Here is a 24,675-nt window from a genome sequence, read left to right on the forward strand (position 1 = left end):
ATTTGTTTAGCTAAGTTCAAATCCAATAAATTTTTGAGTATTATTATTTTCTAGCATTTTCACATGATAATTAATCGTTTTCCGAGATTTTGAGAAAATTTTATAATATTGAGCAATGTGTAATGGCATTCAGATAAACTAACAATGTTAATCATGGAATTTTCACCTAATTTTAAAAGTGGTTGACCCCTTTAATTCCCCATTCACCCAAACTTCAATAATATGCTTGCCCACCTTGAAGCTGCCGCCTGAACTATACCCCCATCCATTCAATGATATAAAATCAGAATTTTCAAATATATCCTGCATTGATGAAAATGAATATCCTGCAGGAGAATTTTCTCCTACCATTAAGGTTTTGTCAGGTCCATAAAATTTTATAAAAAACTCTACATTTTGTGGAAGGCTTGACTGGAAAATTAATGGGAAGGAAATCACTATTCTTGGGTAAAGATATATAACTTCACTGGCCAAGAAATCTTGCCAAATATCAATTTGACCAAATTCCATTCCTACGCCAACAGATGAAACTGTGAGAGCCTTTACAAAGTTTTTATTTAGCTCAATATTATTAACCAATCGAAGCCTCTCATTTAAATTTTTCACTTCTCCCTCAAGGCGTTCATTTACAAGTTCAAGATTTTTATTTTTTATTTCTAATGATGAGATATTATCATTATATGATAATATCTCATTGTTCATTTGATGAATTTCCAAACTCTTTTTTTCCATTATATTGATTTCATTCTGATATAAATGCAATGCCAAAAACAGAATAATAACCAAAATAATTGTTAAAATCTTCCATGTTCTTGAGTCATTTTTGACTATGACTTCCTTATCCTTATAAACAGTTTTATTTACTGTAACAACCTTTTCTCTTGAATAACCGAAGAGTTTTCCTTTCCTGAAATCAACAGTAGCATCGCAGCCATTACAATTCGTTTTCATGTTATTGTGCTTTGATACTGTGATTAACTTACCACAGAAAGGGCAATTCAAATTTACTTTTTCAGTTTCTTTCGCGACCTCCTCAACCAGTATTTTCCCCCAGTCTTGAGCTGAAGGTCTTAGTAACGGTGAACCATTTGCTCTGTCAAAGGCATCAAAAAAACTTTTTTTAATATTTTCAGGCACATGTTTAAAATTATCGTGTTGTGGGGGAGGTTTCAGATACTGTGTTCTTGAACCAAACACAAATAATCCATTTTTTATGGCATCTTGGATTGTTGTAAGATGTTCATAAGGTTTCAAACTTGTCGCAACATAGGGATGTAGGCCAAATATAATCTCATAAAAAATAACAGCCATTGAAAAATAGTCCCAAGTTGCCGGAATAAAATTAATAGAAGGATTAAGAGTAGTTCCTTCAATCGGGGTATACTCTGGAGTGGCTACATGACCATGGTGAATAATATTTGAGTTTTTTGCAACTTGCAAACTATCAAGATCAACAATTGAGACTTTTCCAGTAGAATCAATTAATATATTTTGCGGCTTAAGATCAACGAAAACATAAATTCCTGTTTCATGGATACAATGAATTGCTATTGCGATGTTTACGCAAAGCTTCAGCCTGTTCTCTAGGGATTTTGGGTTCTTCCTATCGAATTTGTCATGAAAAATCTTTTGAATTCTTGAATTAATTTTGGTTGTACATATTTCATAAAGCTGAATGCTATCAGAAAAAGCAAAAGGCATAATGAATCCCACGAATTTTCCATTTAAGAAAATTAAATCATCAGCCCAACATATTTTGAAGTCAGAAGAAAACTGAATTTGTGATGGTCGGTTCCTAATCATATAATTCAATTTCCCCTCTCTTCCCTTATCTTGATAATGGGAATAATAGATCTTTACGCACTTATCCTTAAATTTCAGTGGTGAAACAATGCGATATAATTCACCTTCACCACCGCTATGAAAGGCTTTGGTTTCCAGTTGAATTTTTTCTGAAGAAGATGTAGTTACTAACATTTTAAAAACACTTCAGTTATTTTTTCAAAACAGCCAAAACCAAAGTCTTGTCATCAGGTTCATTTGAAATTCCTTTTGTTCCCGATCTTAAAAAATCAATCCATTTAGATTCAATTTCAGCAGGTGATAGTCCTGAATCCCTCATAATTTTTAGTCCATCCATCATAGGATCAAAAAACCTTGAAAAAGGCATATTTGGATCAGTCCATGTTTGAGAATCTTCATCAAAAATACTGCATAAATAGGAGTGAGATTCACATCCATCCGACATCAGAGTAAATCCTGAATATTCTTCAATGAAAACTTTAGCTTCCAAGTAGGTATCAATGTCCTTTTCGCTCCAGATCTTTGATGTAATAAAAACAGTTTCATTAGCCTCTTCCCCTTTGAAGGGAATCATCAATGGCAACCATCCCTTTTCCTTGGATAAATACCCTGCCCTTCCATCTCCAATATGCGTAATCAATATTCCGTGAGGGTGATAAATAACAACAATAACCGTACAGGCTAAACTCTCAAACTTCAAATCCTCCTTTAAGGAATATTCTTCCAAATCCTTACGCGCTTGGAATAAACCTCTTTTTGCAAAATTAGACCACTGTTCCTCACTAAGACTTTTAATTGATTCAAGACCAATCTCACTTTCCACCATTTGTGAAAATATTAAGGCAACCCGCTCTGAAACAAACTTTGATCCTAATTGGGAATTCTTGGCTGACCCTGCGCCATCGCAAACAACTGCAATACCCAGATTTTCACTTATCGCTGATAAAAAGAAATTGTCCTGACAAGGCATTTTACTTTCCACATGTGATTTTCCAATCGAACTCCCTCCCACAATGAGCCAATCGCCAGTAATAACCACTTTACTATTTGATTTAAGGAAATCATTGGTTATGATTAAGGGAGGAGTTAATGCGGCCTCCTTAAGCTCTTTATCGATATTCTTAGGTTCTTCGGTAAGATCAGACTTTGATTGAGACTCGGGAGGAGTTGATTGTGGATCGATGGGCTTTGATTTAGGAGTATCGGGTTCTATTTTAATATAATAATTCTTGCTTTCTTTTGTCTTTTCGGGTTTTGAATCAATTATTTTCCTTTCAAAATGATTAAAAGATGTTGTGAAAATAGCCCTGATTTTAATTATCAAATTTAAGATTGGCTCTTTTTTAATCATTTTTGTTTTCTGTTTTCCCCTCTCCTTTCTTTCCATTTTTAAGTCCCACACCAGATATAAAAAAATGACTAAACCAACCAAAAAAACTAAAATAATAATACAGTTTAAAGTTTCGAGATTATTATAAACCGATTCGTTAAATGCGAACATAAAATTAACAATAAATTCCTCTCGGAAGACTAACTAATTGGCTTGGAGATTATTGAATTGGAGAATTAAATTTCTTCTGAATCTTTAAATTTTAAATCCTTTCATCCAGCTAGCTGGGCTTGGCATGTTAACCATATCTCCATCTTTTGAACTAGTAACAGTGGTCATACTGGCGCTTAGCCATTTAAAGAAATCACTAAATTTCAAACCTTCTAACAATGCAGGCTCCATATCAGGACTGGATATCCTTTTTAAAACTTCCATATTTGCACCTTGAACCCCAACAGAAAAAAAGAAAAACGATTTGTTAGCAACACCTTGTTTTATCTCTGATGCAAGTCCATTTACATCTTGATCACTATCCGGAGCTCCATCAGTCATGAGAATTATCCAAGGACGATAGTATTTCTGACTGGTGTTTTTATACCATGTCTTTCTTTCTGAAACTTTTTGAATAGCCTCCTTCACTCCATCAACTAGTTTGGTTGACCCTTTGGTGATTAAATTGGGCATCGTGAAATTTTCAACAAGAGATGGCTCAACCAATACATTTACATCTGATGCAAATTCGATGACACAGACTTCAAGTCTATTTCTTGAAGTTGAGTCGTCCAAAATTTCCTTATGGAAAGTTTTTATCCCCTTATTCAATTGGTTGATTGGTTCTCCTGACATTGAGCCAGATACATCTAATACCAAAACACAAAGACATTTTTGTTCAAAATTTTCGGGGGTTTCTACATTAAAACTCATAATGGAATAAAATTGGTTAATATTTATTAAAAATTCATTTGAAACAAATATATAAGATTAAAACTACCGAAAAAGACCTTCTATAAAGTTTACTCCATGTTTAACCTAACGACTTGAAAATCAAATTATAATTTTAGGTATTTTTACAACCTGCTATACAGTATCATTAATTATCAACTCACTTTTGAACCCACAACTGCCATGTGCGGGGAAGATTTCGGCTAGCCACAAAAAACCCCTTTCAAAACAGGTCCGTATGAACAAAAGAAATAATCGAATATTTTGATTTGTGCTGTGGTCATTGAATATTGGCTCGGAATACTTTCTCGGATACAGCTCAATTATCAAGGAAGGTCCTTTCGATTCGTTGCTGTTCGTGAAAATCAGAAAGAAGATGGGGTAAGATCTGATCAAGAAGACGAACCTAAAAACACATTAGTTTTTTGAAAAAAATGTTGAGAAAGAAAAAAACTTTAGGAACAACCACTTGCCTCCACATTTTGTATCAAAATCAAGATCCTCAAATCTCCATTATTTATTGTCTTTTTCATTCTAAGAAGTTTAAGGACATTCTTAATATTTTGTCGGTATTAGTTTTTATCAAAAGTAAAATCCCGAATTTAAGTCCTCTAAAATAAACCCCGTCCAGTTTTCAGAAAATCCTATTAAAAAGAATTTCACAAGAACAGTTAAAAGCATAAATTCTTTAATGGAGAAAATTAACTGAACTTAAAAAATCCACTTTCCACTACCTACCTCTCCCGCATCAATTTCACCAACTCCTCCAATCCGCTGATGACTTTGTCTTTGGAAGCGCAGAGATCCCTGTAAAGGTTGATTTCGCACTGGGCCCTGAAAATTTCGGCTTTGAGGTGTTCCAATTCTAGGTTCAGTTTTTCTATTTCTTCAGGGCTCAGCTCGCCCGGCTTTCGGAATCCAACGAAGTTTTTTGCCAAATCCTCGATGGTGACGGAGAACATCTCCCCCTCCCCTGTCTCTAGCCAATGGATATTGATGTTGTGGATCTGATTCAAAAAAATTTTGATCCTTCCCGATACGCTGTTTTTTCCACGCTCGATGTCGGAATATCCGCCCTGGGTAAGGCCAATGGAGTCGCCAAACTCCTTTTGGTTGAGCTTAAGCGATTTCCTTATAATTCTTAACCTTTGATTTTCAGTGATTTGCATATTATTTTTATATTTTTGCTATATTTATTTTTAATAAATATAGCAAAACAGTATATTTGAATATGTCATTTATCTGGGTTTAAATTATGGTATTCAAAGTTAAACCTAAATAAATGAAAATTTACGGATTTGAATAAAGTCCTAAAGATATACTCGAATATACCTTTAGGACTTAACAAAGGTTCTTTGACATGCTGTTATTCACTACACAACTAATATGAAAAGTATCGAGCGGTGATTATTTAGGTCGGCGCTCGGTATTTTCTTCAGTTCAAAGTGACCAAATATAAAAAAAAATATCTTTTTTTTCCAAATGTCAAAGAATAGACCGCAGCACATTCAAATCAAAAATTCTGAAGGTTGAACTGAATAAAAAGTTATTTATATATGTATATGCATGACAATACAATACACAAAAAGCCATTCTATAATTATTGAAATATTTTTTATTGAAATATGAATTTTTTTTATCGTTAGCATTCTTTAAATTAATGGTTTAGGAGCTGAATTATCCAATAATTCATTACTGGAGTTTTATCGCGCGGAGCCTCTGCAAGTTGTGTTTTTGTCTGACAAAATTCCGATTGGAATTTCCCATTCAAAAACATCCTTGCCAAATCCCCATCACATCCCGCGGTTGTTTTGATGGGGATTTGGTTGCAAAAATCCCTCGCAACTCGGGTTTTTTTAAAAGGAAGATAAAATGAAAAGAGCAACAAAATCAGATCAGGAAAAAGTGGTTTCGATCCTGGTGGATGCCTTTAAAGACAACAAAAGCATCCTGTATATCGCAGGAAAGGAGGAAAATAAAATCAGGTTCCTCATGTCTTATTCTTTTGTCAGTTGCCTGAGAAATGGCGATGTGTTTGTATCGAAAGATGGGGAAAGCTGTGCTTTGCTCCAGTTTTTTGATAAAAAGAAATTTTCGATAAGGGAAATATATTGGGACTTAAGACTGATTTTAAAGACAATCGGTCTTGCCAATGTCGCCAAGGTACTTTCCCGGGAGGCTTTTATCAAAAAGCACTATCCAAAAGAGAATTTTACCTATTTATGGTTTATCGGGGTCAACCCGAAAAAACAAGGGTTGGGAGCAGGAACTGAGTTGTTGAAAAATGTCTTAGAATACTCTCAAAATCTTCGGCGCCCCGTGTATCTGGAAACATCCACGAAGAAAAACATTCCCTGGTATATCCAAAACGGATTCCAGGTATATGAAACTTCTGACAGGTTTGGATTTCCATTTTATTTTTTAAAAAATGGATAAAAGCTATGACAGTATTGAATTCAGAAATGCATGTTGTGACGTTTGTATTTGTCATATTGGAAACGATCATGTTTTCCCATCAGCTGGTTTTTTTTCTTCAAAAACCAGCTGAAAAACAAAGGAAATACTACCTTATTCTGCTGGCTTTATTGATCGTCTACAATATTTTCGGAGGGCTGTTTCCGGATGAAAACCTTCCAATACCCACGGAATGGCAATATATCCTGGCCTATGGATCGGGATTCATAATGGGTGCCTACTTTCCCTATTATTTCTATATCGCATTTGAAATAAAAAATTTGGCCTTTCAGGCAAAATATGGGGTGTTGATATTTCTGATTTTACCCTTTTTCCTGTTCTTCTGTATCTTATACCCATTGGGAATGGACCTTCAGTTGGTGATTTATCTGGGCTTGATTGTCCCTTTTGGATATTGCATTTATATGCTGTATAAAATATTGCTGGCAATCCTGCAAAAGTATAAATACAACAAGGACAGTGTTGAGATTTTTTTATCTTTTGGCGCAGTTTTCCCATGGGGGTTTATGCCTCCCCTTGCCTATTTGGGAGCGGAACAATTGACAGAGGTTCTCCTCACCAACGGGGGATTCATCGTTTTGACAATTTTATACCAACGGAATATCATCGAGCAGAATAAGAATGATCTTGAGAAACTCAATCTGCTCCAGACCAAAAAGGAAAAAGAAATTTTCGCTTTCAATTGCACGAAATTGGGCTTCACCAACAGGGAGATTGAAATCTGTGAAATGGTTAAGGCTGGCTATACCTACAAAAAAATAGCGGATCAATTGAATATTTCAGAACGAACAGTCAACAAGCACATACAAAATATTTTTAAGAAGGCGGGCAGCAATAACAAAATCGAGCTGTTGAATTCGATTACCAAATAGCGGCGGAATCTTCCAAATCCCGCGATTTCAACATCAATTATTTTTCTACGCATCGCACATATGCCTATACGCATTTATCTGTATATCCTTAAAATATAGTTTTTTACGTATTTACAAGCCCCTTCTTTTCCTTGATATTAGACGCTAAATGAGGCGGGGTATAAATTCAATAGCATGATCATGAAGAAGGAAAAAGAAAACCGAGCGCAAAGAATTACGGTAAGACTGACCTGTGATGAAATAAGATTCCTGGATGAATTCAGTGAAAGTTCCGGATTATCCAGAAGCGAAATCCTGAGAAACCTCATCAGAAAAATCCAAGGAGATGTGACGATTGTCAAAACTGACAAATTACTCAAAGTATTGGTCTCACTCGCAGCGGAACAGGGGCGGGTAAACAACAACATCAATCAACTGGCAAAACATGCCAACCAGGATGCCATAATCTCACAAATCAACCCTAACCTTATTGCCAAATTCAATCTCCTATTGGCCAAATATCTGGAATACCAGGAATCGATGAACAAGACCCTAAAAGGAATCTATAAAACCATCAGTTGATATGAGAGCGAAAATCTTGTCCTCGACAAGCACCTTTAACGGGGTCTCCTACAATACTGCCAAAACACAGAATTCCAAAGGTGAACTGATGAAATTCAGGAATTTTGGGTATCTGCAAAATGCCACCAATGTAAGTCCCGACGAGATGAAAACATTTCTAAAGGCACATTCCAACAGGAACCATAGGGTAAAAGACAAGCAGTTCCATGCCATGATTTCCTGTAAAGGACGGGAATATATAAAAGAGGACTTGACGAAAATCGCCGAAGAGTGGCTCCATAAAATGGGTTATGGGCAAAATCCCTACCTCATTGTCTTTCATTCTGACACGAAAAACAACCATGTCCACATCGTTTCCTCCAGAATCGGAGACGATGGAAAAAAGGTCAAGGACAACATGGAGAGGATCAAAGCGCAGACCTTCATCAATGAGATCATGAAAAGGGATCCAAAAATGGAATGCAGTCAGCTACTTGAAAAGCTGAGAAATTTCTCCCTATCGACCCAAAAACAGGCAAAATTATTCCTGGAGCTTCATGGATTCGGGATCAGGGAAAAAGGACCAAAATGGGAGTTGTTCAAATATGGAACGCAGCAGGGAGAATTATCCATGGAAGAAATGGAAAAGCAAGTCAAATGCTATGCGCCAAACCAGGAAAGGATTAGGCAACTCAAGGCCCTATTTGTCAAGTACCGGAAAATCTACGACAGCGAACCCGTAGCCCTACATGAACCCCTGAAAGGAAACAGAACAGGGAAGCTGATTGGATACAGATCGGAGCTATCGGATTATTTGAGGGATAAATTTGGGATTGAAATCCTGTTTCACGGCAAGGAAAACAAGGCTCCTTACGGGTATACCATCATCGACCACAGCCACAAACTGATTTTAAAAGGCAGTGAAGTACTTTCCCTTAAGAGAATTTCGAAAAGGGAAACCGATCAAAAAGTCCATGCGGTGCTTGTTTCCAGTTTTTCGGACAAGCTGGTCTACGAGAAAATCAACAGGACAAAAAATCCTGTCTTCCTCTTCCATGAGTTTTGTGCGGAAAAAGCCTACCGATTGAGGTTGATTTCTGCATTGGAAGAATACTCCACGGTCCACCAGGGCTTGGCAGCGCATCAGCTGAAATTGATTGGATTTGGAGACACCCTTTATTTGCAGGATTTAAAAACCAATCTTTTCATCAACCTGCAATCCATTTTGAACAACAGGGAATATTCCCGCTTTGCGCCACATTATGCCGTTTCAAAATTGGATGCGCAGACAACTCCCAAATCAATCGCAGAGGACAATCCTTTACCCGAATCAAACTCCAAACCGGAACAGCAGTACTTGGGAACAGCAGGGTCTTTTGAAACAGGGATGAAAAACCCAGAAGATTGGACCAGGGAAACCCATCACACTTTGTCATTGACAATCAGTGATGACGCAGATGATGAGGCTGTCCACGGGAGGCGAAGAAGGAAAAAAGGGAATTCGGTCAAAAAACACAGGTAACCAAATGTATACTCATATGATAATCCTATTCGCAAACCAAAAGGGTGGCGTTGGCAAAAGTACGCTTTCGGTACTTTTTTCAAACTACCTATCCCTTGCCAAGAACAGAATGGTGACCCTCTATGACATGGACTTCCAAAGATCAGTGTTCAGCAAGGCAAATGCTGCCCGGATCACGGATAACCTTCCCCTTTATACTGTTGAGGCCGCCGAACTGAGACAGTTTCCCGCCATTCTGAAAGAGGATAAAAAAGACCATTCATACCTTCGCATCATTGATCTGGCCGGAAAAATGGACGATGACCATCTGGTACCGGTTTTCAAAAAGTCGGATCTGATCCTTTGCCCCTTCTGCTATGATGAATTTTCGGTTTCGTCTACCCTGGAATTCTCCTTTGTGATCACGCAGATCAATCCGAAAGTGAAAATTGTGTATCTGCCCAACAGGGTAAAAACAAACGTGAAGTATGAAACCAAACAGTCCGTCCAAAATGCCCTCGGCACTTTTGGATTGATTACCGACAGCATCAGCGAAAGGATCGATTTTCAGCGGATTACCACCGTGGATATCCCTCCTTCCCTATTGGGAGTGATAGCACCGATTTTTGAATCCATTTATAACGAATATATAGAACCGGTATGGCACAAGATGAATACATAAAAACGCTTATGAGCAATTTCCGGCCAAAAGCGGCGGTGGAAAAAAGGATCCCAAACCAGCAGTTGGAAAGTGGTTTGGGCGAATCCGAAGCGCATAAAATGTCTTTCCTGCAGAATGAAATCCTGAGGGTCTTTGAAGATATCCGGGAATTGAAGATTGAGGGTGATAAGAAAAGACTGATCAAAATCGATGGAAGGAATGAAGAAATCCTAAAGGTTCTGTATCCGGTTTTTTCAGTCGATGTAACCCGTTTCATCAATTTTCTATTGACGAAATTTTTTGAGGAACACCCTGAAATTGTTAAAGAAATCAAAAAATCCTTTAAAAGCCTTTGATATGGAATGGACTGCATTCATTAATTATTTATCGATGGGGTATTTGCTCTATTATGGTTTGATCGTGATCATAGACCTGCTCAAGCCTAGTCAAGGTTTGGCCCTAAACGGAGAGGATGATGTCCTGGAATTTTCGGAAGCAATGCAAACTACAATTGTTGAGCATCATCCGGAAAACCAGCTAAATTCATCTTCCCAGGCAATCCCTTTTCAACCTTTGCCCGAAAAACCAGGGCAGTGGGCTGATGAGGAAGAAACGGAGGACTTGGAGCTGTTCCAAGAAAACATCAATGCATCCACGGGTGGGGTTTCCAGCATGCAGGAATTGTTCAAGCTTGCCCAGGACCAATCCATTGAAATAAAAAAGCAACTGATTTTCTGAAAATGAAAACGGCTGCAATGATCCTGATTGCAGTGACAGCAATCACTGCAGTTTGTTTTGAAGGTTTTGCCCAGGCACCACCGGGAATTCCGGAAATCAATCAGGGAAAAAACATGATGGCCCAAAATTTCAGGGCTTTGTCAAGTGCCGTTCTGGTATTGGGCGCCATTTTCGGGTTATTCGGTGGTTTGAGAATATACAACAACTGGCAACTGGGAAGACGAAACATCGACCAGGAGGTTGCCGGTTGGTTCGGTGCCTGTATTTTTTTATCCATTCTGGGGATTTTTTTAAGCGTGCTTTTCAATGTCCCTGCGCATTAAATGAGCTTTATAATTCCTCATTATACAGTTAGTTTTCTTATTTAATCCATCTAAATTCTTATTGCTATGTTGAAAAAAGCCAACAAATCAATTGGTAGTGCACTTCTTTTTGCCCTATCAGCAACATCCTCCTTTGCGCAAGGAGTGCAGGGTATCACCGCTGCTGAATCTTCACTTTTAGGCTATGTGGACCCGGTAGCCTCCCTCTGTCTGGTGATCGGGGCGGTGGTCGGCATCATCGGTGGTGTAAGGGTGTACATCAAATGGAACAGCGGCGATCAGGACATCAACAAAGAGTTGATGGGCTGGGGCGGCTCCTGTCTGTTTCTGGTACTGGTCAGTGTGATCATCAAAGCCTTTTTCGGTGTCTGATGGCAAAGCTGTTTCCCATCTATAAGGGGCTTCAAAAACCCCTTATATACAAGGGTTTTCAGGGAAAATTTATCGGCTGGGGAATAGGGTCGCTTGTTTCAGGAGTGGTATTGGGAGGAACGATCGGGAGTTTGACCAGCATGGTATTCGGAGGGTTTATCACGGTCTCCGTCATTGTTGGAGGCCTTTTTTTCACAAGTCAACAACAAAAGAAAGGGCTGCACAATAAAACCCGACATGAGGGGATATTCCAGTTTGCTGTGGATTTAAAAAAAGCACGACATGTTACGAAAAAGAAAAACTGAATTTAAAATCCCCTATCTGGGGATTGATGAATTTAAGGGATATCCTATCCTGTATAATGAGAAGGGGGATTTCGGGGTGATTTTGTCCCTCAGAAATCCCGTACTGCAATATTCGGCCGATCCCTGGGAATATGACAATTTTCACCAATTGTATGTGAATGTCCTGAAAATCCTGGGAGAGGGTTATTTCATCCAAAAGCAGGACATCATCAGCAAAACAGGTTTTCAATCGGACACCCATGATGAATTTCTTCAGCAAAAATACGATGAACATTTTCAGGGAAGGGTGCATACTACCCACAAAACCTTTTTGGTTATTACCAAAAAAACGAAACCGGGATATTACACACACAGCGAGAAAGACCTGAATGATTTTCACCAATCCATCGGGAAATTAATCGATCATTTCACCAGAAACGGCTTGGCTGTCAAAGTACTGGATGAAGCCGGCATCAACCACCACATCATGAGAATCCTTTCGATGAATTTTCATGGAAAAAACCTGGCCCTGAACAATATTCTTGCCGGAGACCTCCAAATTGAAATGGGCGAAACAGCGGTAAAATCCATCAGCCTTGTCAATACCGATGTCATCGATCTGCCGCAAAACCTCACCACGCACAGCGAAAGAAACGACAAAGATACCTTGAAGGGATTCCCGATTGACAACATGGGTTTTTTGTTTTCTGTACCGAATTTCAAAACTATGCTCTACAATCAGGTGATTGAAATCGTTCCGCAGACGAATACCCAGAGGAAGTTGGAGCTCAAAAGAAAAAGGCATTCAGGAATACCCGATCCCGCCAACAACATGTGTGTCGAGGACATCGATCAGCTGCTTGAGGACATTAACAGAAACAATCAGCTGCTTGTCAACTCACACTTCAATCTGGTGGTGGCATGTGACCGGGAATTTATCCAGGGAACCTCAAATTATATTGAATCCTCGCTCTTCCAACAGGGAATTATCCCCTCAAATAATGCGTACAACCAACTCGAATTGTTCAGGTCTGTATTACCCTGCAACAGTTCAGAATTGAAACATTATGATTATTTTCTGACGACTTCGGACGCCGCGCTTTGTTTTTTTTTCAAGGAACGCATGCCCGAGGACGAGGTCAGCAATTTCCAGATCAGGTTGACTGACCGTCATGGAATCCCGGTCAAGATCGACCCAGCGGATTTGCCCATGCAGAACAACCGGATCAACAACCGGAACAAGTTTGTCCTGGGCCCCTCCGGTTCAGGAAAATCGTTCTTCATGAATACCCTGCTCGAACAATACTCCATGTACAACAAGAGCAAGAAACCAAAATGGTTAATGGATATCGTCATCGTCGACACAGGCCACTCCTACCAGGGATTGTGCAACTATCTGGGTGGAGTCTATGTGACCTGGAAAGAAAATGATCCCATTACCACCAATCCATTTGCGATTGCCCAGGAAGAATACAACATCGAAAAAAAAGAATTCCTGTTGACTTTGGTCAGTGTGCTCTGGAAAAGTGCGGAAGGAACTTTTTCACAGGTGGAAGCCGATGTCATTTCCAGCACGATCTCCTCGTATTACGCCTCCTACTTTACCGGTGAAGGCAGGATAAGCCGGCTTTGCTTCAACTCTTTCTATCAGTATGCACTTTACAAAATCCCGCTGATAAAGGAGGAGGAAAAAATCCCTTTCAACCTGGATGAATTCAGGTTTGTGCTGAAAAAATTCACGGAAGGCGAGTTTGAACCTGTGCTCAACAAGGAAATCGACAGCTCATTATTTGAAGAATCCTTTGTGGTTTTTGAAATCGATTCCATCAAAGAACACAAAGTGCTGTTTCCGATTGTAACGCTCATCATCATGGATGTTTTCATCCAAAAGATGCGGTTCAGGACCAAACAAAGGAAAGCCTTGGTGATTGAAGAGGCCTGGAAGGCAATCTCATCTCCTTTGATGGCCAATTACATCCTTTATCTGTTCAAGACGGTAAGGAAGTTTTGGGGAGAAATCATTGTGGTGACTCAGGAACTCGGGGACATCCTGGGGAATAAAGTGGTCAAGGACAGTATCCTCAACAATTCGGACACAATTATTCTCCTGGATCAGACCAAGTTCAAGGACCATTATGATGAAATCGCTTCCCTCCTGTCCATCAATGAAAATGAGAGGAAAAAAATATTCACCATCAACCAGTTTGACAATTCAGAAGGACGGGGAAGGTTTAAGGAGGTGTACATTCGGCGAGGGGCTACCGGAGAGGTCTACGGAGTGGAAGTTTCCCTGCACCAATACCTCACCTATACCACAGAAAAACCGGAAAAGGCTGCAGTTGAAACCTACATTGATTTCTATGGAAATTACCAAATTGGCCTGGATTTTTTTGTGGAAGATTTCAAGAGCTCCGGATATGGGCTGCATCAATTTTTTTCCCTGATCAACAGCCTTGATGCACCTTATCGAGAAAAGAAAAATCAGTTGGCCTAAACAAGAAAAACCATGAAACTTCTTCAATTTATCATCTGCATGCTCCTGAACGGAGCTGTTTTGGGACAGATATATACTGATCCGGCAGTGGCCGCGGCACAGGCCGCCCACGCAGCAGTCCTCAACAACCAATTGGGCACCACCAATGAGAAACTGACCTTGATCGAAAGGGGCCAACTGGCTATTACAGGAAACCTTACAGTGGTCACCACCTTGCAGGACAAACTCTTCAATGGGCTTTCGCAGGTCAGCTCCATTTTGACAAGCCTGGCAAACATCAAGGAAATAGCCAGGATTGCGACCGGGATTCAAAGCGATGTTCAGGATATTATGGATTTGGCCCGTGATAATCCTGCCTTTCTGGTATTTGCGGAACAAAACGCAACACTCTTCCAACAAAGGGCAATTTCCCTTGCCTTGGAGGTTAACAATTTTGCTTTACAGGGAGGTTTGGAAAACCTGATGGATGCAGGGGAAAGATCCAAAATCATCCATTCCATCATGACCGACATGATGATTCTCAGGTCCTACACCTATGGCATGTACAGGGCCATGTATTTTGCCAAGATGAAAGGCCTATTTAAAGCACTGAATCCCTTTCAGGGATACATTGAAATGGATCTGGCCATCATGGAGGATATCATCAGAAAGAGAAATGTTTTAAGCAGATGAGCCATGAAAAAGTACCTGCTCATTTTTACGCTGTCCCTCTCTTTGAATGCATTCGGTCAGATCAATATTCAACTGCTTCACCAATTGGTTGAAAATTCCAAATCGGAACATGAGCAGCAATTGGAGGCAAAGGGAAATCAGGCCAAAAATGCATTTCATGAAGAAGTCAACCGAAATATTCTCGGTGAGGTCAAACAGGGATACAAAACCCTTCAGGAAAGATTTGCCAAACTGACACTCGTATTTGATGCCGTGGGGATTGCCAATTCGGCGAATCCGCTTATCCGATCCATCATTGACAACCAGCAACAAATCCTCTTCTACTGCCAAAGAGACCCCGCCCTACTGCCTTTTGCAGTGGAAACCGAGAAATTATTTGTCAGCCAATCCTACTCCTTATTGAATTATCTGATTGGATTGGCGGCATCCATTGGGGACATCAACCAGATGAAAATGTCTGACAGGCGAATTCTTTTCGGCCATATTCTGCATGAACTCAAAGCTGTCCATCAGCTTTCACTCGGAACTTCCCGAACGCTGCAATTCCATTTAAAAAGGAAAACCGGAGGAAACCCCTACCAAGATTATGTTCAAACGGAAATGGGCTTGGTAGATGAAATCATGTCCAACATTAAACTCCTTAAAAATTGAAAACCTGGCTTTCATTGATCGCAATTGTTTTGAGTTTTGGTCTGGAGGCGCAGACCATCATCTTTGATGAGCACCACTTCATGGCCGTCACCGAAAACGCTGCCATGAGGAATTTGTCAGAAATGGGCTACCATCAAAGTCTGGAAGGAATCCGTCAGAATACAGATGACATTGGCATTCAGTTATCCAGTTTGACTTTGGTTCAAGTAATGATTCACCGCTCTCTGACTGAGGTGAATGAAGCCCTAAAAGATGCCATTCAGGTTAAACAACTCGGAAGAACCATCCAACAGATTTTCAGCATCAGTGAGCAGGCCATTGACATTGCATCCACCGATCCAATGTTATTGCTTTTTGCCGAAGAATACATCAGGCAGGCCAAAGAAAGAAGCATTGCCTTGATCACTGATATTTCGGGATTTGTACTGGCTGAAGGAAGCGATGTATTCATCAACCACAATGTAAGGGATGAGTTGATCTCCAACATCAGAACCGAATTGCAGTTGATCCACGCCTCAATGTTGGCGGTAAAAAACTCCATGTACTGGGCCAAAATGAACGGTGTGCTCAGAAAACTCAACCCCTATCAGGCATATCTCAACCGGGACATATACCTAATCAATCAGATTCTTCAACAGAAAAAAACCCTAGCAAGATGAAAAAGACAATTCTACTGCTTACAATCGGCTTTTTATGCCTCCAAGATTTGCTGGCACAAATGCGTATCCATGACCGGGCCGTAGTCGCCCAACAGGAAAGGATGGTGTTCAAACAATGGGACATGGACGAGTTTTATCCCAACCCAAACAGAATCCTGGGCATCCCCACGAATCCAAACTGGTTTCTTACCTGGGCCTTGCACCCAAATTATCCACAGCTGGATAGACGGCCATTATCCCCCTCAGGGGAACAAACGCAAAGGATCGGTTTGGCTGCCGCAATGCAGGTTTCCTCCGATTATTACAAACAACAAGCGGATACGGTTGGAAATCTGGCCCGCAGGGAGTTGCTGCGGGTCTCAGGTGCATTTTCCAGCGCCGACCCACTTTACCTGCTGTACTATCAGAGAGAACTTTCCCCCCTGGATAACATTGCAGCCGATGCCTTTAAAAACACACCGGAAAATGTTAAGGGATATGTTACTCAAACAGGTGTTTTGGATTGGTATCTGGAAAACATGCAAAGCCTGGCCGAGCGGTATGGCTTTGCCAAAACCCTCGATATGGAAAGGGGGCAACGTATCCTGATGTACCACAGAATCATGCTGGACATGAGAAAGCTATTGACCAATTGGGAATACAAAATGTCCCTATCGGGAAAAATGCTTGCCCTAAGGCAAGACTCAGGTCCCAATAGACCCGGTCAATTGAAACTGGACATGGCTTTTGGCAGAGAGGATGAAATATTGGCCGAGATCATTCAGCGTAGGATTCTGATGAAATGAAGACGGTCTTGACAACGGTGCTGTTGTTGTTCATCTCAACAATCGGGGCACAGGCACAGGGAGCCATATCCCAGGATGAATACAAGGAAGCAGTTTCCTTTTTGCAGGGAAACGGAGTGTATGACCGTGGCTTCATGCGGTTTTTCGAAGGAATGCGGGATTATGCCCACAGTCATTTCGGACCTTTCATCAGGGATGCACAGGCTCTTGCCTGCATCTTTATGCTGATCTTCTTTTCCATGAAATCCTATGAGATGATGATCGGGGACAAAAAACTGGAAGTCATGCCGCTGCTCAGACCCTTTGGATTGATCATGCTGACGATGTGGTGGGGAATCTTCTGCAGGATTTTGGCATTTCCGACCGATTTGATCGCCGCCAAAACCGAAGCCTTGTTTGCTTCCCAAAACGATAAAATCAGTGTGCTGAGGCTGGACCGTGCGGTATACATCATTGACCTTTCTGATAAAATGGTGGAGTTTCAGGCCACAACTGAAATGGCCTCCAACCAGGCCCAAGAAACGGATAAAGGATTGGGAACCGTCATGGTGGACGGGATCAAGGGCTTTTTTTCAGACAATATCTTTGCTCCCATCGCCCAGATGAAAATCAGGATGCAGACCAGCATCCAACTGTTGCTCACCCAGTTTTTGGAACTGTTGGCCATCTGGATCCTGCGGATCTGTGTCTATTTCGTCTTTTTCATACAGATCGTCTACTCCACAGTGCTGGTAATACTGGGTCCATTCTCCTTGGCGATAAGCGTCCTTCCTGCATTCAGGGATGCTTTTACGACTTGGATTGCCAGATTTATCAGCGTAAACCTTTATGTCGGGGTCGCTTATCTGGTGCTGTACATCGCCGGTCTGCTCCAGGAATATGCCCTCAAACAGGAAATAGAGAAATACAGGGCATTGTTGGACACCTCCGGAGGTGAGGATATCCTCACCAAATTATATTGGCTGGCGCAAAACGGAGTACTTTCCTTTGGGATAGTCATCGCCAGTTTTTTGGTAGGGGCTATCGCCATCACTACCGTGCCTTCCATTACCACATGGATTATCAGCACATCGGGCGTCAGTTCCGCTGCCGCCACTGCCGGAAGGACCGGAACCAGTCTGACCAGAATGGGGGGAGGAATAACAACCAAAGTAATGGGTAAATAATTAAACGCAACTGACATGATCGTAAAAAACATAGAATCGAAAATCAGACTGGCCACTGTCTTATCGATAGGCAGCTTTGTCAGCGCACTTGTGATTTGTGTAGCTGTTTTGGCTTACGCTCACAAACAGGTATCCATTGCCCGGCAGTCCATCTACATTTTGGACAATGGAATTCCAATACTGGCGAAGCAAACCAATATGCAGATGAATCGGCCCGCTGAATACAAGGCAGCGGTAGAGCTGTTCCACAACCTGTTTTTTTCACTGACCCCTGATGACAAACAAATTGAATATCAGATGAAAAAAGCAATGTATCTGGCGGATGAATCCGGGGTTTTCCAGTACAATAACCTGAAGGAGAAAGGCTATTTCAATTCCATCCTGAGCTCCAGCTCTGTATTGACCCTGCATACAGACTCTGTTTTGGTAGATCTGAACAACAAGTTCACCTACTATGGCAAATTAAAAATCGACAGGAGAAGCGCAACCATTACCAGATCCCTGATCACAGAGGGGAATCTGATGGATATCCCAAGATCTGACAACAACAGTCATGGGGTATTGATCACCAACTGGAAAACCCTGGAAAACAAAGACCTCAGCAATGTTTCGAAAAATACGTTCTAGCGAAAAAAACACTTCTGTCTTCAGAGAAATCAGGCAGGAATTCTTGGGAACATTTTCAAAGGAAGAACAGCGGGCCAATCATTTTTTGAACAGCTATCCCAAGCAGATATTCATCGTCATGGTCGTCCTGATCATCATTTCCTCAATACTCACTTTTGTATTTCCCCCAACGGAAAAAAAACCAACCTATCCTGAGGAGCTGTTCTTTGATTCAGCAAAGGATATCAGGGATGGGGTTTCGGGGGAAATATCCACAATTCTGGATTTGGGGGATCGGGTCAAAAGAATACGCATTTTAAAAACAGAGGTTGAGCGGATCATACAACTGGAGGAAATAAACCAGGCTGACAGCATGTTTCTGGAAAATGCCATACGCGAATTGGAATATTTCAACAACCAAAACAAAAAGAACAATGAAGATTGACTTTAAAAAACCAAAATATATCCTCCCGATAATCCTTCTTCCTTTCGTGTTTTTGCTGAATTACAGCATTCAGCCCTTTTACCAGGAAGAGGATACCCTGCCCATTGAGGGCGAGGAGAAAATTCAGGAAAGTATTGGAGACGTGTCCGACCAGATCCGAAAAAGGGGAATTGACGGCAAATTGGATGCTTTCAGGTCCAGGTATAAAAGTACGGATGGCTACACCGCCATCAAGAATCTGAAAATTGATGTTGAGGATCAGGAAGGCATTCCTTCCCAATATAACGAAGCGGAAAAAAGGATGTTGGACTCCATCGACAATGCCCTCCGGAAACAGATCAACCCAACGCAGACTTTTCAGAGAAACCTTGGCACCGGAAAGAGCGGAATGGACCGCTCGCCAAACAACAACTTGTCAAAAGAAGATGAGGAATTGTTACAAGCCATAGAACAATTGCAGGGAGGAAAAAAGCAGGGCCAATCCAGATATGAGGATCCCATGGAGCTGTTTCGGGCGCAAATGGCCGTCATTGATTCCATCTCGAAAGCAAATGATCCCGGAATCCAAATTGCAAAACCACAGGAAGGACCCAAAGAAGAAGCCAGAGAACTTCCCAAATCCAAAGTCCTGAAGGCAGACTATGGGAGCGAAAACTTCAATACGGTGGGGATAACAGAAACAAAATCCTTCATAAAAGCCATCCTCGATGAGGATTTTGAGAAGGGCTCCTTGGGCGGGAGAATGAGAATAAGGCTTCTGGAAGATATACAGGTTGGAAATTCTTTCCTGAAGAAAGGAACTTACCTCTATGCCTTGATCAGCGGCTACGATGCCCAAAGGGTAAAACTTTCCATCAACAGTGTTTTGGTGGAAGACAAAATCCATCCTGTTCAGCTTTCTATTTATGATGTGGACGGAATGGAAGGCGTGTATGTACCCGTAAATTCCTTCCGGCAGTTTTCAAAGGAATTGGGTGGAAATGCTACCGGGGGGATGAATGTTCAGATGCAACAGGACCCCGGCTCCATGAACCAGTTTTACATGTCCACTCTTCAGAAACTGTTTTCATCCACCTCCCAGGCCATGTCCAAAAGCATCCGGCAAAATAGGGTCAACCTTAAATACGGAACCTTTATTTATTTGATTGATCCGGATGATTTGCTTGAAACCGAATCCTTCCATACAGCAATCCTTAACCAGCAATAATATGAAACGCATCATACTTCTGTTATTTTTCCTCAGCGCTTCCCAGATGAATCTTTTTGGTCAAAAGATGGAGGGAGCACTTTTGCGCAACGACCTGCAAAGGGTATACATCCATGAGGACATCTCCCTTCACTTTATTTCCCCCGAACCCATCCGGTATGTGGACATTTCCACCAAAAAACTGGTTGGCAATATCCCAATTGAAAATGTATTCCGGATCAAGGCCCTAAAAGACAGTGTTGAGGTTTTCAATGGATACAACAGGTCGCTGGGCATCATCACCATCATTGGAGAAAAGTTCATTGCCCAATATGACTTGTGGTATGCTTCGGGATCCAATCCACTGGAAACCCAGATTGAAATCCTGCCCAAAAACACCAATCCACTCGACATCGGCGCAACACCCTTGTCCAAAAATGACCTCCGGCAGTTCTCCATTGAAGCCTACAAAAAGAAAAAAAGCAAACACAACATTTACAGTTCCAAGTATGGCATCTCAGGTAGGGTCAACAACATTTACACCTTTGAAGATTATGTCTTTTTGGACATCACCTACACCAACAGGACCAATTTAAAATTTGAAATTGACCAGGTCAGATTCAAAATAGCGGACAAAAGAATCACGAAAGCCACCAATGTGCAGGCCATTGAAATAGAACCCGTATACCAGCTTTTTGACCAAAAGGAATTCAAGGGGAAGCACAGGAATATTTATGCGCTCAGGAAATTCTCCTTTCCCAACAACAAGATTCTTTCCATTGAACTGACTGAATCCCAGATTTCGGGAAGAACCCTCCTGCTCCAGATTGACTATTCGGACCTGTTAACCGCGGACACCCTATGAAGCCTATTTTCTCAATCCTGCTGATGTTTTGGGGTTTTATGGCCTGCCATGCCCAAAACGGAACAAAATACCTCAGCACAAAAGGGGGTGTTGGCTTAAAGGAAATCCATACGGGAGGTGTTTCCCTGGATTTCAACGGAAGGTACCATAACCAACATGAAATATTCGGTGAATGGGTAAGCTCTTCCAAAACCGACTATCAGACAATTATGGTTGGTTTTGCAGCAAAGCCTGCATTGCTCAGGAGCAACAACTCCACTTTAAGATTAAGGGCCGGAGCTGGAATCGGTTCCGATACAAGGAAGGCGGTTGCTGCGCCGCAGTTGGGTTTGGAGTTCTCCCAAACGCTGGGGAACAGGATGGACATCCTTGTCGGGAACGTCAATCAGGCAGTTCTTTGGGCGCCCAAACAGGAAAGGTGGCGCTTGCTCCTTGCTCTTGGAATCAGAATTCCATTAAACTGATCTGAGATGGAAGAGAAAAGAGATTTGCAAAAACTGCATGGCCTGTTTCAGTTCCTGATCTATATGATGGTGTTCATGGAAATCTTCATGTACCTCTATTCCCATAAAGCCATCGCATGGCAGGAAGCGGAAAGGTTGCTCAACCCGGTGGTGGAGAAACTGATGAACATCCCCATTTACCAAAATCTGTTGTTCAGCAAGTTTGCCATATTGCTTGCCATTTGCTTGGCTGCCGTAGGTACACTGTCCAAAAAGGAGTTGAATCTCAATCCCAAAAGGCAGATTGTGTTTCCTTTGACCATTGGCTTGCTGCTCTTTTTTGGCTCCTTGTATTTTTTCACCCTGGAAGAAAATCCCGAAATCCTAACCCATACCTCATGGGCAGATCTCGGATATATGGTGTGCACCTTCATCGGGGCTGTCCTGACACATACTTCCTTGGACAATGTTTCCAAGCTCATCAAAAGTGGATTAGGAAAAGACGAATGGAACATTGAAGGTGAGTCCTTTATGCAACAAAAAGAAATCATCAATACCCCCTATTCTGTCAACATCCCCATGCAGTTTTACTTCAAAAAGAGGATACACAAGGGATGGATCAACATCGTCAACCCCTTTCGGGGAACGCTCCTGATCGGGACACCCGGAAGCGGGAAATCCTATGGGGTGGTCAATCCCTTTATCCGACAGATGATCGCCAAAGGATATACGATGTGTCTTTACGATTTCAAATTCCCGGACTTGGGGCAGATCGCATACTATCATTACCTGCTTGCCAAGCAACACGGAAGCAACAGGGGATTTTCCTTCCATGTGATCAACCTGGATCATGTGGAACATTCCAGAAGAATCAATCCTTTAAAAAGGGAATACATCCAAACCCTTGCGGATGCCTCAGAAACCGCTGAAGCCATCGTGGAATCGCTGCAAAAATCGGAATCCTCGGGAGGATCTGACAAATTCTTTACACAGTCAGCCGTTAATTTTCTGGCCTCCTGCATTTACTTTATTTCCCGACATGATCATGGCGCTTGTTCCACATTTGCCCATCTGCTGGCCTTTCTGAACAGGACCTACGTGGAGATATTCACCTGTCTTTCGGCTTATCCAGAACTGGAATCTTTGCTGAGTCCCTTCCGAAGTGCCTTGGAAAAAAGGGCTTATGAACAATTGGAAGGACAGATCGGCACCTTGAAAATCTTCATCTCAAGGCTGAATACCAAGGAAACGGCTTGGGTATTTTCCGGAGATGACTTTAACCTTAAAATCTCCGATCCGCTCTCCCCTTCCCTATTGGTATTGGCAAACAGTCCTGCCACACAAAACATCAATTCTACCTGCTATTCCGTGATCGTAAACAGGTTGACCCGGCTGATCAATGACAAGGGCAATCTGCCGGTGGCCATTATCGCAGATGAAGCCCCAACGCTGTATATCCACAGGGTCGAAAATCTGATTTCCACAGCCAGGAGCAACAAAGTCGCGGTGCTTCTGGGGCTGCAGGAATTGCCGCAGTTGAAGCAGCTCCAGGGAAAAGACACTGCCGCAACCATGACAGCGGTCATTGGCAACGTGTTGAGTGGTTCGGTCAGGAACAAGGAAACACTGGAGTGGCTGGAAAGAATGTTTGGCAAGAGAAAGCAGTTGGGGGAAAGTGTTTCCATCGACCGTACCAGGACCTCCGTCTCCCTGAACGAGAGGTATGAGCCCTTGATCCCTGCCGGAAAAATCGCAGGTATGCAGACAGGGGAAATGGTAGGTCTTCTGGCTTTTGAGGCAGACAAATTTGATGGGAAGTACAAGACGGCCAATCTCCATTGCAGGATAAACCTTGATGGGAAAGCGCTAAAAAGAGAGGCGGAAAATTACCGGCCGCTTCCTAAATTCTTTGATTTCAATGGAGACAAGGAAAATATTCTAAACCAGAACTTTATGAAAATAAGGAATGAGGTCGAGCAGATGGTAATCGCATACTCCACGATGGAGTAATGAAGAGAAATTCGCCACACCACCATAGGAGACAAGGATGAAAGCATTGACAATTTTTTTCTGCCTGTTAGCAGGCCTTTCGGAAACCAAGGCCCAGGAATTCCATACTGTTGATCGTGGCTTCAACCCAAAGAAAGTCAATCTCCATCGGTCCGAATTTGTTTCTGAAACAACTGAAACCCCTGTGATCAATCCAATTGTCCTTGCAGATTCAGAGTCAGATTCAGGCATGGCCGTTTTGTTCAGCCCGCCATTAGATAGGATGGTTGCCACTTCGGGTTTTGGATACAGAAAAGACCCATTTGTGGGTTCAAGGCAATTCCATTCAGGCATTGACCTTCAGTCCAACAAAAGTGAGGTGTATGGGATGCTTCCTGGAAAAGTTATTGAAACCGGATATGACTCCAAGCTTGGCCGATATATCAAAATCCGGCACGGCCAATACTTGGCGATCTATGGCCATCTGAATTCCATTTTTGTTTCTCCGGAGGATTTCGTGAGACCCGGAATGTTGATCGGGATTACCGGCAGTACCGGAAGATCCACGGGAGACCATCTGCACCTCAGCATCAAAAAAGGGGACCAACCCATTCACCCCCTCCTGTTTTTAAAGGCCATCCACATGGTCAAGTCCAAAGAAGATTTACTTAACCTTTTAACCCCATAAACATGAAAACAACTGCAGAAAAAACGATGAAATCCCTGATGCAAAAACTCGATCAGGCCGAATCCGGGATGGAGGTTCAACTTTCCAAAGAGGAAGGAGAACTGTATAGGATCGATACGATGGACGAACTGCCCTTGGAAGATCTGATCGATAAGGACCATGCTGATGACTTAAAGGACAACTGA

28 protein-coding genes are annotated in these 24,675 nt (G+C 41.7%); 24 read left to right on the top strand and 4 right to left on the bottom strand.

The window, feature by feature from the left end; genetic code table 11:
• Positions 1-162: 162 nt before the first annotated feature.
• The 4 genes from F824_RS0119935 to F824_RS26980 all read right to left on the bottom strand — a co-directional run bounded on the left by F824_RS0119935 (position 163) and on the right by F824_RS26980 (position 5,244).
• Complete coding sequence (locus F824_RS0119935; protein ID WP_019599704.1) at positions 163-1,977, bottom strand: protein kinase domain-containing protein; 1,815 nt, start codon at positions 1,975-1,977, stop codon at positions 163-165.
• 16 nt (positions 1,978-1,993) lie between these two features.
• Complete coding sequence (locus F824_RS26975) at positions 1,994-3,190, bottom strand: PP2C family serine/threonine-protein phosphatase (protein ID WP_161629732.1); 1,197 nt, start codon at positions 3,188-3,190, stop codon at positions 1,994-1,996.
• A gap of 198 nt (positions 3,191-3,388) precedes the next feature.
• Positions 3,389-4,057 (bottom strand): vWA domain-containing protein, encoded by a 669-nt coding sequence (locus F824_RS0119945; protein WP_019599706.1) that lies wholly within the window; start codon positions 4,055-4,057, stop codon positions 3,389-3,391.
• A 752-nt stretch (positions 4,058-4,809) separates the two neighbouring features.
• On the bottom strand, positions 4,810-5,244 hold the full coding sequence (locus F824_RS26980; RefSeq protein ID WP_019599708.1) for a helix-turn-helix domain-containing protein: 435 nt from the start codon (positions 5,242-5,244) through the stop codon (positions 4,810-4,812).
• Between the two features lie 703 nt (positions 5,245-5,947).
• Here F824_RS26980 and F824_RS0119965 point away from each other — a divergent pair.
• From F824_RS0119965 to F824_RS0120080, 24 genes are all read left to right on the top strand, one after another.
• A complete protein-coding gene (locus tag F824_RS0119965) occupies positions 5,948-6,511 on the top strand; it encodes a GNAT family N-acetyltransferase (protein WP_019599710.1) in 564 nt (187 codons plus the stop codon).
• Between the two features lie 5 nt (positions 6,512-6,516).
• Positions 6,517-7,422 carry a helix-turn-helix transcriptional regulator gene (locus F824_RS26985; RefSeq protein WP_019599711.1) on the top strand — a complete coding sequence of 302 codons (906 nt, stop codon included), beginning with the start codon at positions 6,517-6,519 and terminating at the stop codon, positions 7,420-7,422.
• A 180-nt stretch (positions 7,423-7,602) separates the two neighbouring features.
• Positions 7,603-7,983, top strand: coding sequence for a plasmid mobilization protein (locus tag F824_RS0119975; protein ID WP_026333825.1), 381 nt, complete (start codon positions 7,603-7,605; stop codon positions 7,981-7,983).
• A gap of 1 nt (position 7,984) precedes the next feature.
• A complete protein-coding gene (locus tag F824_RS26990) occupies positions 7,985-9,484 on the top strand; it encodes a relaxase/mobilization nuclease domain-containing protein (protein WP_019599713.1) in 1,500 nt (499 codons plus the stop codon).
• 16 nt (positions 9,485-9,500) lie between these two features.
• On the top strand, positions 9,501-10,145 hold the full coding sequence (locus tag F824_RS0119985; RefSeq protein WP_022582213.1) for a ParA family protein: 645 nt from the start codon (positions 9,501-9,503) through the stop codon (positions 10,143-10,145).
• Positions 10,146-10,153: 8 nt separating this feature from the next.
• On the top strand, positions 10,154-10,480 hold the full coding sequence (locus tag F824_RS27860; RefSeq protein WP_175526563.1) for a hypothetical protein: 327 nt from the start codon (positions 10,154-10,156) through the stop codon (positions 10,478-10,480).
• 1 nt (position 10,481) lies between these two features.
• Entirely contained in the window at positions 10,482-10,862 is a 381-nt protein-coding gene (locus tag F824_RS0119995; protein WP_031327102.1) for a hypothetical protein, read from the top strand.
• A 2-nt stretch (positions 10,863-10,864) separates the two neighbouring features.
• Positions 10,865-11,185, top strand: coding sequence for a DUF4134 domain-containing protein (locus F824_RS0120000; RefSeq protein ID WP_019599717.1), 321 nt, complete (start codon positions 10,865-10,867; stop codon positions 11,183-11,185).
• Between the two features lie 66 nt (positions 11,186-11,251).
• Positions 11,252-11,557: a DUF4134 domain-containing protein gene (locus tag F824_RS0120005; protein WP_019599718.1), complete on the top strand. Its 306-nt coding sequence runs from the start codon at positions 11,252-11,254 to the stop codon at positions 11,555-11,557.
• Entirely contained in the window at positions 11,557-11,862 is a 306-nt protein-coding gene (locus F824_RS26300) for a hypothetical protein (protein WP_019599719.1), read from the top strand. Before F824_RS0120005 ends, F824_RS26300 begins: the two co-directional genes overlap by 1 nt.
• Entirely contained in the window at positions 11,840-14,335 is a 2,496-nt protein-coding gene (locus tag F824_RS0120015; RefSeq protein ID WP_019599720.1) for a TraG family conjugative transposon ATPase, read from the top strand. Before F824_RS26300 ends, F824_RS0120015 begins: the two co-directional genes overlap by 23 nt.
• A gap of 12 nt (positions 14,336-14,347) precedes the next feature.
• Positions 14,348-15,007, top strand: a complete 660-nt coding sequence (locus F824_RS0120020; protein ID WP_026333826.1) for a hypothetical protein — start codon at positions 14,348-14,350, stop codon at positions 15,005-15,007.
• 3 nt (positions 15,008-15,010) lie between these two features.
• Entirely contained in the window at positions 15,011-15,658 is a 648-nt protein-coding gene (locus F824_RS0120025) for a hypothetical protein (RefSeq protein ID WP_019599722.1), read from the top strand.
• Positions 15,655-16,317, top strand: a complete 663-nt coding sequence (locus F824_RS0120030; protein WP_019599723.1) for a hypothetical protein — start codon at positions 15,655-15,657, stop codon at positions 16,315-16,317. The genes F824_RS0120025 and F824_RS0120030 overlap by 4 nt, the downstream gene beginning before the upstream one ends.
• The gene (locus F824_RS0120035) at positions 16,314-17,102 is read left to right on the top strand and encodes a hypothetical protein (RefSeq protein WP_019599724.1); all 789 of its coding nucleotides are present in this window, start codon (positions 16,314-16,316) and stop codon (positions 17,100-17,102) included. The genes F824_RS0120030 and F824_RS0120035 overlap by 4 nt, the downstream gene beginning before the upstream one ends.
• Positions 17,099-18,268, top strand: a complete 1,170-nt coding sequence (locus F824_RS0120040) for a plasmid transfer protein (protein WP_019599725.1) — start codon at positions 17,099-17,101, stop codon at positions 18,266-18,268. The genes F824_RS0120035 and F824_RS0120040 overlap by 4 nt, the downstream gene beginning before the upstream one ends.
• A 15-nt stretch (positions 18,269-18,283) precedes the next feature.
• Entirely contained in the window at positions 18,284-18,895 is a 612-nt protein-coding gene (gene traK, locus F824_RS0120045; RefSeq protein WP_019599726.1) for a conjugative transposon protein TraK, read from the top strand.
• On the top strand, positions 18,873-19,319 hold the full coding sequence (locus F824_RS0120050; RefSeq protein ID WP_019599727.1) for a hypothetical protein: 447 nt from the start codon (positions 18,873-18,875) through the stop codon (positions 19,317-19,319). The genes traK and F824_RS0120050 overlap by 23 nt, the downstream gene beginning before the upstream one ends.
• Positions 19,309-20,526: a conjugative transposon protein TraM gene (locus tag F824_RS0120055; RefSeq protein WP_019599728.1), complete on the top strand. Its 1,218-nt coding sequence runs from the start codon at positions 19,309-19,311 to the stop codon at positions 20,524-20,526. The genes F824_RS0120050 and F824_RS0120055 overlap by 11 nt, the downstream gene beginning before the upstream one ends.
• A 1-nt stretch (position 20,527) precedes the next feature.
• On the top strand, positions 20,528-21,370 hold the full coding sequence (gene traN / locus F824_RS0120060; RefSeq protein ID WP_026333827.1) for a conjugative transposon protein TraN: 843 nt from the start codon (positions 20,528-20,530) through the stop codon (positions 21,368-21,370).
• Complete coding sequence (locus tag F824_RS0120065; protein ID WP_019599730.1) at positions 21,367-21,834, top strand: hypothetical protein; 468 nt, start codon at positions 21,367-21,369, stop codon at positions 21,832-21,834. Before traN ends, F824_RS0120065 begins: the two co-directional genes overlap by 4 nt.
• 6 nt (positions 21,835-21,840) lie before the next feature.
• Entirely contained in the window at positions 21,841-23,823 is a 1,983-nt protein-coding gene (locus F824_RS0120070; protein WP_019599731.1) for a type IV secretion system DNA-binding domain-containing protein, read from the top strand.
• A gap of 37 nt (positions 23,824-23,860) precedes the next feature.
• Positions 23,861-24,490, top strand: coding sequence for a M23 family metallopeptidase (locus F824_RS26995; protein ID WP_019599732.1), 630 nt, complete (start codon positions 23,861-23,863; stop codon positions 24,488-24,490).
• A gap of 2 nt (positions 24,491-24,492) precedes the next feature.
• Positions 24,493-24,675 (top strand): hypothetical protein, encoded by a 183-nt coding sequence (locus F824_RS0120080; protein WP_019599733.1) that lies wholly within the window; start codon positions 24,493-24,495, stop codon positions 24,673-24,675.

The sequence above is a fragment of the Rhodonellum psychrophilum GCM71 = DSM 17998 genome, from assembly GCF_000381545.1.
In the GTDB taxonomy this organism is placed as follows: domain Bacteria; phylum Bacteroidota; class Bacteroidia; order Cytophagales; family Cyclobacteriaceae; genus Rhodonellum; species Rhodonellum psychrophilum.

Bases quoted from the DNA above. Each gene is read 5' to 3' on its own strand.
- F824_RS0120000 (WP_019599717.1), top strand. From the start codon at position 10,865: ATGAAAACGGCTGCAATGATCCTGATTGCAGTGACAGCAATCACTGCA.
- F824_RS26985 (WP_019599711.1), top strand. From the start codon at position 6,517: ATGACAGTATTGAATTCAGAAATGCATGTTGTGACGTTTGTATTTGTC.
- F824_RS0119985 (WP_022582213.1), top strand. From the start codon at position 9,501: ATGATAATCCTATTCGCAAACCAAAAGGGTGGCGTTGGCAAAAGTACG.
- F824_RS0120070 (WP_019599731.1), top strand. From the start codon at position 21,841: ATGGAAGAGAAAAGAGATTTGCAAAAACTGCATGGCCTGTTTCAGTTC.
- F824_RS0119965 (WP_019599710.1), top strand. From the start codon at position 5,948: ATGAAAAGAGCAACAAAATCAGATCAGGAAAAAGTGGTTTCGATCCTG.
- F824_RS0119975 (WP_026333825.1), top strand. From the start codon at position 7,603: ATGAAGAAGGAAAAAGAAAACCGAGCGCAAAGAATTACGGTAAGACTG.
- traK (WP_019599726.1), top strand. From the start codon at position 18,284: ATGATCGTAAAAAACATAGAATCGAAAATCAGACTGGCCACTGTCTTA.
- F824_RS26975 (WP_161629732.1), bottom strand. From the start codon at position 3,190: ATGGAAAGAAAGGAGAGGGGAAAACAGAAAACAAAAATGATTAAAAAA.
- F824_RS0119945 (WP_019599706.1), bottom strand. From the start codon at position 4,057: ATGAGTTTTAATGTAGAAACCCCCGAAAATTTTGAACAAAAATGTCTT.
- F824_RS27860 (WP_175526563.1), top strand. From the start codon at position 10,154: ATGAGCAATTTCCGGCCAAAAGCGGCGGTGGAAAAAAGGATCCCAAAC.
- F824_RS26995 (WP_019599732.1), top strand. From the start codon at position 23,861: ATGAAAGCATTGACAATTTTTTTCTGCCTGTTAGCAGGCCTTTCGGAA.
- F824_RS0120025 (WP_019599722.1), top strand. From the start codon at position 15,011: ATGAAAAAGTACCTGCTCATTTTTACGCTGTCCCTCTCTTTGAATGCA.
- F824_RS0120050 (WP_019599727.1), top strand. From the start codon at position 18,873: ATGTTTCGAAAAATACGTTCTAGCGAAAAAAACACTTCTGTCTTCAGA.
- F824_RS26990 (WP_019599713.1), top strand. From the start codon at position 7,985: ATGAGAGCGAAAATCTTGTCCTCGACAAGCACCTTTAACGGGGTCTCC.
- F824_RS0120040 (WP_019599725.1), top strand. From the start codon at position 17,099: ATGAAGACGGTCTTGACAACGGTGCTGTTGTTGTTCATCTCAACAATC.
- F824_RS0120015 (WP_019599720.1), top strand. From the start codon at position 11,840: ATGTTACGAAAAAGAAAAACTGAATTTAAAATCCCCTATCTGGGGATT.
- F824_RS0120055 (WP_019599728.1), top strand. From the start codon at position 19,309: ATGAAGATTGACTTTAAAAAACCAAAATATATCCTCCCGATAATCCTT.
- F824_RS0120035 (WP_019599724.1), top strand. From the start codon at position 16,314: ATGAAAAAGACAATTCTACTGCTTACAATCGGCTTTTTATGCCTCCAA.
- F824_RS26300 (WP_019599719.1), top strand. From the start codon at position 11,557: ATGGCAAAGCTGTTTCCCATCTATAAGGGGCTTCAAAAACCCCTTATA.
- F824_RS0120080 (WP_019599733.1), top strand. From the start codon at position 24,493: ATGAAAACAACTGCAGAAAAAACGATGAAATCCCTGATGCAAAAACTC.
- F824_RS0120005 (WP_019599718.1), top strand. From the start codon at position 11,252: ATGTTGAAAAAAGCCAACAAATCAATTGGTAGTGCACTTCTTTTTGCC.
- F824_RS0120065 (WP_019599730.1), top strand. From the start codon at position 21,367: ATGAAGCCTATTTTCTCAATCCTGCTGATGTTTTGGGGTTTTATGGCC.
- traN (WP_026333827.1), top strand. From the start codon at position 20,528: ATGAAACGCATCATACTTCTGTTATTTTTCCTCAGCGCTTCCCAGATG.
- F824_RS0119995 (WP_031327102.1), top strand. From the start codon at position 10,482: ATGGAATGGACTGCATTCATTAATTATTTATCGATGGGGTATTTGCTC.
- F824_RS0120020 (WP_026333826.1), top strand. From the start codon at position 14,348: ATGAAACTTCTTCAATTTATCATCTGCATGCTCCTGAACGGAGCTGTT.
- F824_RS26980 (WP_019599708.1), bottom strand. From the start codon at position 5,244: ATGCAAATCACTGAAAATCAAAGGTTAAGAATTATAAGGAAATCGCTT.
- F824_RS0119935 (WP_019599704.1), bottom strand. From the start codon at position 1,977: ATGTTAGTAACTACATCTTCTTCAGAAAAAATTCAACTGGAAACCAAA.